This window comes from Oleiphilus sp. HI0080 (genome assembly GCF_001635135.1).
In genome coordinates, this window is sequence record NZ_LWFU01000004.1 from 1 (window position 1) to 419 (window position 419).

The following is a 419-nucleotide window of genomic DNA, read 5'->3' on the forward strand; positions in this document are numbered from 1 at the left end:
CAATTCTGCGCACGACCATTCGGAATCGCTTGGGACGGGATCGCGCTGTGGGTAACGGAACGAGAAGAGCAACGAATTTACCGCATTAATCCGGCCAACGGCGACATACTCACCTATCTAGAGAACCCGTCTTTTCTCAATGATCCTCTCGGCCTAGCATGGGATGGCCAGTTCTTATGGGTGACTAACCGAGACAACGATAGCGCTTCGAGCATTCATAAAGTTGACAGCGGCATAACGCCGTTCGGCATTATGGGTTGCGTAGAAAAAAATGGCATTGGCATCGATGGGGATGTCTTGCTTAGCCAAGCAGCACAAAGCGATCAGTCAACAGCCACCGATAGAGATGGCTGCTTTTTGTTTGCCGATTTCGCATCAGGGGTTCCCCTGAGCGTTGAAATTAGCGAGTCAGGAAATGA

Annotated in this window: 1 protein-coding gene; it reads left to right on the forward strand. The window is 50.6% G+C overall.

Going from position 1 to position 419, the window contains the following annotated elements; translation table 11 throughout:
• Positions 1–419, forward strand: a 419-nt coding sequence (locus A3751_RS22350) for a hypothetical protein (protein ID WP_197466057.1), incomplete at both ends; no start/stop codon positions are given.